The 442-nt window shown below is 64.7% G+C and carries 1 protein-coding gene; it reads right to left on the bottom strand.

The features are described from left to right. The coding region (locus HWX87_RS37795) for a phage late control D family protein (RefSeq protein WP_176051851.1) at positions 1-442 on the bottom strand (442 nt) is incomplete at both ends.

Raw genomic sequence — 442 nt, 5'->3', positions numbered from 1 at the left:
CCCGGCATCCATGCGCCGCACGCCGCCGACGCCATGAAAGCGTTTCGCGCGCGACTCCTGTTCCTCCATCCATATCTTCGACAGATGGTCACCACGGGACTGCTCGAGGTACGTATACGCACCGGTGTATTCGTAGACCTCGAGCTGCGGCGGCAGGTCACCCTGATTGGCGATCGTCGGCGTATGGGTCGCCTTTGGATTCGCCGCGCTCGGCGGCTGCTTGTAGTCGAACGTGCGTGTGGCGCGGGCGACACTTCGCAGCGTGCGCGTACCGGAAAACTGGACGAACGTGTCGGCCTCGTCACCCGTGCCCGCATGATGAAAGCGCACCGTTCGCGGCGACAGCGCGGGCAACGCGTCGACGCGGTCGACGACGACGAGCCGGTGCGACTTGCCGTCCTGGTCCTGTTCCCAGAAGCCATACAGGCCTTCCGATTCCATC

The sequence above is a fragment of the Burkholderia sp. BCC1644 genome (assembly GCF_902833225.1).
In the GTDB taxonomy this organism is placed as follows: domain Bacteria; phylum Pseudomonadota; class Gammaproteobacteria; order Burkholderiales; family Burkholderiaceae; genus Burkholderia.
The sequence above is the reverse complement of the archived record's forward strand: the minus strand, read 5'-3'. Positions and strand labels throughout refer to the sequence as shown.